The organism is Butyricicoccus sp. OF27-2pH9A, assembly GCF_027693185.1.
Lineage (GTDB): Bacteria > Bacillota > Clostridia > Oscillospirales > Butyricicoccaceae > Agathobaculum > Agathobaculum butyriciproducens.
Map to the genome: position 1 here is coordinate 19,105 of NZ_JAQEXK010000006.1, position 10,945 is coordinate 30,049.

Here is a 10,945-nt window from a genome sequence, read left to right on the forward strand (position 1 = left end):
AAGGTCCCCTGGGGGATAACAGTGTCGCGCAATTCGTTAGCACGTTATTATAGATAGCACCTACGGAAGATGAATAGTACGCCCGTTCCCCTATAGTCTCAGTTATGAATTATCGCCGTGCCCTCTAAGGGAAAGAGGAAGATTCACAAGAAGGAGGAAACCGCAGGTTGCTTCCTTCTTGTGCCCCCGCCGGGTAGGCGAATTCCCGCGCGGCATCAGCGCACATTCTGCCGCTTGGTAAGCGGCATCAGAAAGGTCATTTTCTATGACAAATCGCAAGCAAAAACGCAAACCGGAACCGCCTCCGAAGCCGGAGGCACCAAAGGTACAGCACTCGCCGGGCGGCATCAAGGGCCGCTGGCTGGTGAACTCTTTGTCCTTCGTGCTCGTTATTCTGGCCGTTGTGGTTATTTTGATCTCTGTCGGCGTTTCAGGGTATTACTATGCCACCGTGCGCGACAACCTCGCGTCACGCGCGGCGACCACGTCGGACACATTCCGCAAATACTTCACCGATACCTACGATCAGTTTTACACGCAGGCGGAGGCAACCGTCACCACATTTCAGGATCAGGACAAGTTTGAACAGCAGTTTCTGGACGCAAACGGCCGCATTCTGCTGTCCACCTCCGGATTATCCGGCGGCGGCGTTGCTTCGACCGAGGATGCGTCGCAGGCGCTTTCCGGTCAGAAAACCGCGGTTTTCACCGGCAGAGACCCGCTTTCCGGCGAGCGCGTGATGAGTGTCACAGCGCCGCTGCTGAGTGCGCGCGGCGATCTGGTCGGCGGCGTGCGGTATATCACCTCACTGCGTATCGTCGAACGGCAGATTTGGATAATCGTCGGCTGCTCTCTGCTGGCATGCCTGCTGTTCCTCATGCTGGTTGTGGCATCGAACAGTTATTTTATCCGGTCGATCGTCGATCCGGTGCTCAAAATCAACACCATCGCCAAGGAGATCGCGGCCGGACGCTACGGCGTGCGCCTGCAGAAGACCTACGATGACGAGATCGGTGAGCTGTGCGATACCATCAATTACATGTCGGACGAGATCAGCCGCGCCGAACGCATGAAAAACGATTTCATTTCTTCGGTTTCACACGAGCTGCGTACACCGCTGACCGCCATTGGCGGCTGGAGTGAGACGTTGCTGGCCGGCGGCGGTGAGGACCCGGAGGAGGTCATGCAGGGCCTGACGATCATCCAGAAGGAGGCGGGCCGCCTGACCCGCATGGTCGAGGAGCTGCTGGACTTTGCGCGCATCGAATCCGGCCGCATGAAGCTGGAGATCGAGACGTTTGATATGTCCATCGAGCTGTATGAAGCGGTTTATATGTATGAAAACTTGCTCAAAAAGAGCGGAATCCGCCTGCTGTACGACGAAGATGTGGATGCAAACTACTACATCAACGGCGATCGCCACCGCATGAAGCAGGTGTTTCTGAATATTCTGGACAACGCCGCGAAATACGGCGGCGACGGCAAGCAGATTGATATTGACCTTAAACGTGACGGCGGCAACATCGTCGTGTCTGTGCGCGACTACGGTCAGGGTATTCCCGAAGCGGAGCTGCCGTTCGTCAAGGAGAAATTCTACAAGGGGTCATCCAAGCAGCGCGGCAGCGGCATCGGCCTTGCCGTGACAGAGGAAATTGTTTCCATGCACGGCGGTACGCTGGATATCGCGTCCGAGGTCGGCAAGGGAACGACGGTTACCGTCACCATGCCGTCTGCCAAGTCCGAGGAGGCGCTCGGCATTACCGGTGCCATTCCGAAGGCATCTGAAACCCCGTTTACCGAAGGAGAGCATTCATGACAACGCAAAAGAAAACCACCATCGGTGGTCAGGCGATCATCGAGGGTATTGTAATGAAGGGACCTAAGAAGTCCTGCACGGTCGTGCGTAAGGCGAACGGCGAGCTTGTCAGCAAGACCGAACCGACGCCGAGCCGTGCCCCGATTTGGGAAAAGCCGATTTTCCGCGGCGCGTATACGCTGTTCACCGCTATGAAGGAGGGCATGCAGGCCATCAACTACTCCGCGTCCTTCTTTGAGGACGAGGAAGCCGATGTGCCGCCGTCCAAGTTTGAACTCTGGCTGGAAAAGAAATTCGGCTCGGAGGGTCTGAACAAGATCATCCTGAGCATTTCAACTGTCATCGGCATTGCCCTGCCGATCGGCCTGTTCATCCTGCTGCCGAGCTTTCTCGGCGGTTTTGTGCCGAAAACCTGGGGTGTGCTCGCGCGCAATGTGCTCGAGGGCTGCGTGCGCGTTGTGCTGTTCCTGCTGTTCATGTGGTCGGTGTCGCATATGAAGGATATTCGCCGCACGTTCGAGTACCACGGCGCAGAGCACAAGACCATTTTCTGCTACGAAGCAGGCGAAGAACTGACCGTTGAAAATGTTCGCAAACAGGGCAAATACCACCCGAGATGCGGCACCAGCTTCATGTTTGTGCTGATTATCATTGCGACTATCGTTTCGTCGATCGTCTTTTCCATCATCGACATTACCAATCCGTTCCTGCGTATGCTCGCGCATTTGATCCTGCTGCCGCTTGTTGTCGGCATAAGCTACGAGTTTAACCGCTACGCCGGCCGCTCGGAGAGCCTGCTCTCGCGTGCACTGCGCTGGCCGGGATTGATGGTGCAGCACCTGACCGTATTTGAGCCGGATGATTCCATGATCGAGGTTGCGATCACCGCGATGAAGGCGGTCATTCCGGACGACGGTTCGGACGAGTGGTAAGCGCCATGCACTATTATTTTGCGCCGATGGAAGGCGTGACCGGTGCGGTCTATCGCCGGACGCACCACGAATTTTTCTCAGGTGTGGACAAGTATTTCATGCCGTTTATCACACCGACCACGAATGAAAAGCTGACGCCGCGGCAAAAGCGCGATGTCCTGCCGGAGTACAACGAGGGCGTGCCTGCGGTTCCGCAGCTGCTCACCAAGTCTGCCGCGGACTGCATCTGGGCGGTGAATGCACTGCATGACCTCGGGTATCCTGAGGTCAATCTCAACCTTGGCTGTCCGTCCGGCACGGTAACGGCCAAGGGAAAGGGAGCCGGATTTCTCGCACATCCGGACGAGCTGGACCGGTTTTTTGACGAAGTTTTCGCAAAATGCGAGGGGATTTCGGTAAAAACCCGTCTCGGCGTGCATGAGGCAAGCGAGTTTGACAAGCTGCTCGAGATTTACAACCGCTATCCCATCACCGAGCTGACCATCCATCCGCGCGTACGGCAGGATTTTTACAAGGGCAAGGTGCGCGAGAGCGATTTCGCGGCGGCGCTTCCGCGCTGCAGCATGCCCGTGTGCTACAACGGCGATCTCATCACCGAGCGGGACGTAAGCGCCGTCAGCGAACGCTATCCCGATTTGCCGGCGGTGATGATCGGTCGTGCGCTGATCGCCGATCCGTCTCTCGTGATGCGCCTGACCGGCGGCAAGGCCGCAGACGCAAAAATGCTCGAGACTTTCCACGATACATTGTTCGTACGTTACTGCGAAGCCTTCGGTGACAGCCGGATTGCCATGCTGCGCATGAAGGAAATCTGGTTTTACCATCTGAATCTGTTTGAAAACAGCGAAAAACCGGGCAAAGCGATTAAAAAAGCCAAAAATGCCGCAGAATTTCAGTCGGCGGCCGCAGCCGTGTTCCGTAATTGCAGGGTGCGGGCGAACGCCGTGCCGCTGTGGTTCAAACCCGCGTAAATTTTAGGAGTTGACCCTGTGTGACCAAGACTATCAACGATGTTTACATGCAGCTTTTCCGCCGTTTGAAAGAGGGCGGCGACCCGATGCCGCAGCTGACCGCGCGGGAGATTACCGCCTACGCCTGCAAAGCAGACAAAAAGCAGACGGCCGGCTGGTCCCATTTCTACGTTGAGGATGCGACCGTGGATTACGCCGGTCTGCTGTGCGACCGCTGTCTGGACGGCGAACCGCTGGCGTACATTATCGGCGAATGGGATTTTTACGGCCTGACCTTCAAGGTGGATCGTTCGGTGCTCATTCCGCGCTCGGATACCGAGCGCCTGTGCGAGCTGGTTATTGAGCAGGCCAAAGAGCGGGTTTCACCGCGTATTCTCGATTTGTGCTGCGGCTCGGGCTGCATCGGCATTGCGGCGGCGCACACGGTCGAGGATGCCCGCGTGACCGCGATCGACCTGTCGGACGGTGCGCTGCACATTACCCGCGAGAATGCCCGTGATCTGGGCGTGAGCAGCCGTCTGCTGACCATGAAAGCCGATGTTATGCACGTGCCTCCGCGCGGACTTGGGCAGTTTGATATCATCGTTTCCAATCCGCCGTACGTCACCGAGGACGAAATGCAGATGCTCGACCGCAGTGTAGCCGATTTTGAGCCGCATGAGGCGCTTTACGGCGGCGAGGACGGTCTGGATTTCTATCACGCCATCTGCGACAGCTGGGGTGAACTGCTGGTGCCGAACGGCAGGCTGCTGTTCGAGTGCGGCTGGCAGCAGGCCGATGACGTGGCCGGCATCATGCAGCGGCACGGCTACAAGGATGTCACTATCACCGAGGATTACAGCGGTGTCCCGCGCATCGTGTACGGCACGAATAACCGTCCGGATGTGGATTTGACGAGGAATGCGTAAATCGGGATTTGCGGGAGTGTCGCCGTTATGGTTAGAGAATTGCGGAAAGAAGATATAAATAAGGTTGCAGATATATGGTTGGACACCAATATAAAGGCACATTCCTTCATCCCTGCGCAATATTGGAAAAGTAATTTTGAATCGCGCGTTGTAAAATGAAGTTGCGAATTTAGTCAAATAAAAGGTCCACAGCGAGGGCCTCTGTGTTAGAATCAAATTCAACACAGAGGCCCTCGCTATGGACTATCCAATCATATGCAAAGGAAAGTAGTAGATTAGCTATCAGCTGCGGGAGAATTTACTGAAGAATTCTTCCCAAATGCGGAACGACATTTCCGGCATAGTAGCATGCGGCATGTAGTCCACCTGCGTGAACTGCACGGGAGCCGTGCCCTCACGGTCGAAGTAATGATCTTTGAAGCGACCATTGACCGTGTTGGCGCACTGTGCCCAATCAGCGGGAATCATATCTGCCTTACCATTGCGTTTCAGCCACAGCTCGACGGTCAGACCGGTTTCGTTCTCGTGGGTGGGTTCACTCGGAATGAGCCATTCCTCATTCATGCCCCAGAACATCCAGATTGGAAGCTGTACGCCGTTTTCGGCGGCATACGGCAGGGAAGTCATTTTCTCATACGCACCGCCGAAGAATGCACCCGAGCAGGGGGCGACAGCGGCAAAGCGCTCGGTCAGTCCCAACGCCAGCATTTCGGTCATCAGCGAGCCCCACGAGTGACCGGTTGCGAACACGCGGTGCTCGTCCACCGGATACTCGGCAATCATCTTGTCCAGCAGGAACGAGAAGAATTTCAGTTCATCCGGGCGGTCGTCCTCAAGAAACACGTTCCATGCGTTGAGCGGCGCCCAGTCGGGCATAAGCCCCTGCTCAGGCATGTCAACCTTGGCATGCAGTGCGGACGGAAACACAACAATGAATCCGTATTTTTCTGCGACATCGTACCAACCGCTGTTGCCGGCGTAGATTTCACCGGTACAGGTGTAGCCATGCATCGCAAGCACGAGCGGCACCTTCTTTTCGGGATTTTGCCGTACCGACTGCGGAATGTAAACATACCATTCGCGCATCCAGCCGTCAAATTCCTCGTAGTGGTACTCCATGCCGAGGTCGCGGACCGGATCCTTTGTCACGCGCAGTTCACCGCCGGGACTGCTCATCCAGCGGCGCTGACGATAGAGAAAGTCCTTCCAGATACGGCGCTGCAAGCGTTTGGCATACTGCTCGGATGCACCGGGAATACTGCTGTGGCAGACACGGTACGCTTCCTTCTCCTGATTAGGCGCGTAAGGTGTTTCCTTCACGCGGTAATACTCGTACTGATCGGGAGACAGCTGACGGCCTTCTTCGGCTTCACATGCATTGCGCCAGTAGGTGAGGATAGCGTCGCCGGTACCGGTAGATACGGTCGGATCGTCGATAATCCACGCGGGCATCGGGATATCCTGCTTGTGAATGTCCTTGCGATGTTCCGGATCCTCAAAGCCATCCAGATTGAGGGCATACGCCTGTCCGCAGTCGGTCAGATACTGCTCGGAAACTGCCGAGCCGCCGACCGAAGCCACACCTGCGAAGAACGCCGGATCGTAAGCCGCCGCCATATTGGCGAGCACGCCGCCTTCCTTACAGCCAACCAGATAGAACTTGGATTCGTGGACACAGAACAGCTTGCGGTCTGCGGCGGCAAGGGCTGCTGCGTTGATATACGCAACATCGCCATCCGGTGTGCCGTAGGCTTCGTTCGTGTCCCATGCGCCGTTTTCCGGCTCAAGGAAGAACACGATCAGACGTTCCTTGCACTCCTCGGTGTCCGCGATCTCACACCAGCCGCTGTGCTCGAGCAGATCATCGGCGGTCTGGCCGTTTTCTCCCAGCACAAGAATACCGGCGGTGGATTCGCGGATATCATGCGGTACATAGGCCAGCATGCGGCGCTTTTTGCCCGCGTATTCCACCGGCAGCTCAAACGTGCCGGAGAACTTGGGGGCGTAGGGATTTTTCGGGTCGCATATGTCTAAAATCTTATGGGTATACATGTTGTTCACGCTTTCTGTTACGCCGTACGGCCGGTGAGATCCTTCATAATGCCGTCGTATTCCTTATCCAGATGGTAAACCAGCATAAGGATGATAACCAAGGCCCATGCGATCATGTTGCCGTAAATGTAAAGGTTCTTGACCATGCTTATTGCGGAGGGAATCTCCACTTCCAGACCGGTAAAGCCGGAAACCTCCATCAGCTGACCAACAAGCCAGCCTGCAACGCCGCCGCCGAACTTCTGGCCGACAGTGAATGCGGAGAAGATGAGGGCCTGTACACGGATACCGGTCTTCCAGTGACCGTACTCGATAACATCAGCCAGCATGGTGAAGATGCAGCCGTAGAACGGGGCTTCGCCGATACCGCGCATAACAGCAGCGGCCATAACCATGGTCATATTCTGCGGTGCAAACAGGACAACGACCTGACCGAGCACGCAGAGCACTGCGCCGAACAGAACCAGATTGCGCTTGCCGAACTTCTTGATGAACGGGGCAAGACAGATGATAGCAATAATCTTCGGAATGTTCTCGAAACTCTGCATAACGCCCATAACTTCGACATTACCCAGCATATACTGTGCGTAGTAAGTAGCAACGGTGCCGTTTACGTTCTGGTACAGAGCAACGGCGATCATCGTGAGTGTAAGAACGATGAAATACTTGTTCTTCAGGGTAGCCTTCAGGCGCTGTGCGAACGGCATAGCCTCGGCTTCCTTGGCTGCATCAGTGTGGAAACGCTCCTGACAGCCCTTGTAGCAGAACAGCAGCATGAAGAAAGCAACGATGGAGTAAATCGCGCAGACCGTGATCCATGCCTGCTGACCGCCGCCGAGCATGTTGATGAACGGCAGGGTGAGTGCGGTAACGATCAGGTTACCGATCGGGGACATGGCCATGCGGAACAGATTGAGTTTGGCAAGGTCATCGTCATTGCGAGTCATCATCGGTGCCAGATTGGAATACGGCAGGTTGAGTGCGGTATATACGCCGGTGGTGCACAGGTTATAGGTGATGAATACATAGATCGCCTGCACCATCGTGCTTGAATGTGGCGGCACGCAGAACATCAGCACGGAGGCAATACCGTAAGGTGCGGCCATCCAGAGTATCCACGCACGAGCCTTGCCCTTCGGGGAGTTTACCTTGTCTACAATCTGGGCGATCAGCAGGTCGCTGATACCGTCAAATACACGAGATGCTAACAGAATCGTTCCGACAAGTGCCGCAGACATGCCGATTACGTTCGTGTAGAAGTATACGATCAGACTGGAGGTGATTGCAAATACGACGTTGCAGGCGGTGTCGCCCATGCCGTATGCGATTTTTTCCATCAGACTGGTTTTGAATGAGGTGTCATTCATTGAAAGCTGTTTTTTCGTCATTTTCCTTACCACCTTTTCGTTCAGAATCGGCTGCGCAGCGTTTCTGTTTGGGATTTGACTATAGTATAGTACGAAAAGAACAAAGAAAATACGGAATATTCATTTTAGACATAGCAATATATTTTGTATTCACTCGGAGGAGAAACCGTGTTTTTGTCGCATAATATGAAATGACAGATAGAAAAAGGTCAAAAAACAGATATTTTAGAAAAGGTTTATGTAAAATTCATCTTTCTGATGCGGAAGAGACGTACCTCAAGCGGCTGCAGTGTTGCATCGAGCCGCAGAGCGATATCCACCTGTTCGGTGGTCATTGTGCGGTGTGCGGAAGCGTGCTCGGCCAGATATTGCAGGAAGACTCGGTCAGGAGACGGCGGTGCGCCGGCGGCAAGCCACAGGTCGAACGAGGAACCCGAGGTGCGGGTGATTTCCTGCTGCTCAATCTGGTACAGACCGCGTCTGAGAGCGGGAAATGTGACCTGAAACCGCACGACCTTGCCGCTCTCGAATACCGAATAGGCGTCTTCCGGATGCTCCAGACGGCGGTAGCGATAGCGGTAAATGTTGTCGTAATGGGTGTAATTATATAGAATCAGCTGCCATTCCCGTTCGCTTTGGGTGAAATACCAGCCGTCACCGGAAGCAATGCAGCAGTTGCCGAGCTGTCCGAGCAGGCGCAGTGCCTCATAGCCACTCTTCGGCACGCCGTTATAGGTGAACAGACCGTAGCCGCCGTGGTACATGGAATCGAAGTTCGCACGCTCGTCCATCAGATCGGAGATTGTCCAGTAGCCGAAGGCGGATACGGCATCCATATTTTCGCAGATGTTTTTGGTCAGCCAGACGGATTTGTAGCAGGTGTCGCTCGAAAGGTCGCGCTGCCATAGCGTGGAGTTCCATTCCTCGATGAAAATGTCCATGTCGGGCAATTCAAATTCGCGGCATATACCGTTAAGGTCATAGAGGAAGGTTTTAACGAAATTTGTATCCTTGGATAATACGGATGGGATAGACTGCTGACTGAGCGTATAGCTCATAAAATTTGCATCGGCGGACGAAGATTCATGCGGATAGCTTTGCACGGTCAGGAAATCCGGCAAACAGTCGTGGGCTGTGGCATACTGCAGAAAGACACGCATACCGCGCGGGTCCCATACCACACTGGACATGGCGCCCGGTCCGCCGAATTGCAGCCGTGTATCGACAGCTTTGACCGCATGGTACACGCAGTCATACAGTTCGAGATATTCATCCATGGTCATGCAGTCGAAGAACACATAGTTAATCTGAAAGGTAGAGAACCTCCACTGGGATACCTCGTCCCAGCCGTATCGGCAGATTGCATGCCGCAGAATAGCTTCAACCAGTGCGCCGAATGCTGTGCAGTTCGCACATGCAGCGGTGATCGAGCCGGTCTCGAAGATGCTGGTCTGTGCTTTCGCCAGTTCCCGGGGAATAAAGCTGAATTCCAGGAACGGGCGCAGCCCCTGCTCGAGCAGGAAGTCGATGACCATATCGAAGTAGGTGAAGCAGCACTTCACTTGGCCGTTTTCCATACCCTGATAGATGTGAAGCTCCTGATCGAGCATGCCGTGGAACCGCAGATAGCGGAAGCCGATCTCCTGCTGGATTTTGATAATCTGCTGTTGAACAGCGGCGGTCAGCAGATGCTTGGCGTATCCGGCGTTGAGCAGGGTTTTCCACGTATGACGAAGCCTGCGCGGCTGTACATTCTCATCAACCGTGATGTACCGCGTTTCGTGCGGCAGCTCGCGCTGCGGATCGGGCGGAACGGCAAACTGCAGCAGATAGGCAACGCCGTCCTGCAGTAAAGTTTCCTCGCCGGATGGGTCAGCAGCGGCTTTCTGGGTGGCATGCTGGCGGTATTGCCGCGGTGTCTGGCCGTGTTTCTGACGAAAATGTTCGATGAAAGCACTGGCGTTGTGAAATCCGCAGTCATAGGCGATCTGAGTAATGGAGTGATCCGTGCTGCGCAGCTGCTTTTCGGCGTGTTCCAGACGCAGCCCCATGACATACTGGGAGTAGGTCATATCCAGATTCTGCTTGAGGAATCGGGACAGATAGCCTTCGGACAGAAATTCGCGTGCAGCAAGCTCGCGCAGGGAAATATCCTCATTCCAGTTGGAATGAATATGATCCATGATGCGCTTCATACGGCGCATGGTTTCCTCTCGCTTGGTATTGCTTTTTGGCACATCGGAAATGAGGAAATGCTCTGTCAGCAGATCAACGAGCTTGAGTACATTGGTGACAATACCGGAGGCGTTCTGCTCCGGATTCTGAAAGAAATCCTGAAAAATAGTTGCAAATAATACGCGGATGGTCTGGTACTCCTGCTTTTCATTCTGGCTGGAGGCGTAGCAGAAGCAGACATTCTGTCTGCTCCAGCTGGCAAGCTGCAGCAGATTTTCGGGGATCTGCATGGCGATCATCTCGGCATTTTCCGAGCAGTTCACCTGATATAATTCAAACGGGTTGACAACCAGCAGCGCGCCTGCGGGCATGGAGTACTCGGCGGACTGATATCGGATTGAGCTGTTTCCGTGCAGCCCGAAAAACAGCGTCAAACCGCTGCTGAACTCTGATCGGCAGATCTGGTCATGAAATGCCTGAAAGATAATCTGTTCCCGTTTGGTGCGCATGGCTGTTCCTGCTTTCTGTCGAATGTAGTGGTTTTATTGTAGCATACGGCTTCGGAAAAGTACAAGTGCGGCCTCGCGCGGAGCATAAAGACGGCACAAGTCTATTATAAAAAAGCTGCCCATGAGGTAGCTGTCTATAAAGCAGGTTTTGAGAAACAAATACTATGGCAATTGCCGGACAAGGGTTGCTGACAAAAGGGATATGTACCGTATGA

General features: G+C 54.5%; 7 protein-coding genes. 4 read left to right on the forward strand and 3 right to left on the reverse strand.

Translation table 11 applies throughout. The annotated features are described in order from the left end of the window. The first annotated feature begins 265 nt into the window (after positions 1–265). The 4 genes from PG722_RS06410 to prmC are packed head-to-tail and all read left to right on the forward strand — an operon-like array spanning position 266 to position 4,627. Positions 266–1,816, forward strand: a complete 1,551-nt coding sequence (locus PG722_RS06410; protein ID WP_270576826.1) for an ATP-binding protein — start codon at positions 266–268, stop codon at positions 1,814–1,816. Beyond that, a complete protein-coding gene (locus PG722_RS06415) occupies positions 1,813–2,748 on the forward strand; it encodes a DUF1385 domain-containing protein (RefSeq protein WP_119190345.1) in 936 nt (311 codons plus the stop codon). Before PG722_RS06410 ends, PG722_RS06415 begins: the two co-directional genes overlap by 4 nt. Positions 2,749–2,753: 5 nt before the next feature. Beyond that, positions 2,754–3,719 carry a tRNA dihydrouridine synthase gene (locus PG722_RS06420; protein ID WP_270579993.1) on the forward strand — a complete coding sequence of 322 codons (966 nt, stop codon included), beginning with the start codon at positions 2,754–2,756 and terminating at the stop codon, positions 3,717–3,719. A 20-nt stretch (positions 3,720–3,739) separates the two neighbouring features. Continuing rightward, positions 3,740–4,627 (forward strand): peptide chain release factor N(5)-glutamine methyltransferase, encoded by an 888-nt coding sequence (gene prmC, locus PG722_RS06425; RefSeq protein ID WP_270579994.1) that lies wholly within the window; start codon positions 3,740–3,742, stop codon positions 4,625–4,627. A 282-nt stretch (positions 4,628–4,909) separates the two neighbouring features. On the opposite strand, the gene PG722_RS06430 is transcribed toward prmC, so the two are convergent. The 3 genes from PG722_RS06430 to PG722_RS06440 all read right to left on the reverse strand — a co-directional run bounded on the left by PG722_RS06430 (position 4,910) and on the right by PG722_RS06440 (position 10,730). Continuing rightward, on the reverse strand, positions 4,910–6,679 hold the full coding sequence (locus PG722_RS06430) for an alpha/beta hydrolase-fold protein (RefSeq protein WP_270579996.1): 1,770 nt from the start codon (positions 6,677–6,679) through the stop codon (positions 4,910–4,912). A 17-nt stretch (positions 6,680–6,696) separates the two neighbouring features. Next, the gene (locus PG722_RS06435) at positions 6,697–8,067 is read right to left on the reverse strand and encodes an MFS transporter (RefSeq protein WP_118761833.1); all 1,371 of its coding nucleotides are present in this window, start codon (positions 8,065–8,067) and stop codon (positions 6,697–6,699) included. Positions 8,068–8,282: 215 nt separating this feature from the next. Further along, positions 8,283–10,730 carry a GH39 family glycosyl hydrolase gene (locus PG722_RS06440; RefSeq protein WP_270579999.1) on the reverse strand — a complete coding sequence of 816 codons (2,448 nt, stop codon included), beginning with the start codon at positions 10,728–10,730 and terminating at the stop codon, positions 8,283–8,285. Between the last annotated feature and the right edge of the window lie 215 nt (positions 10,731–10,945).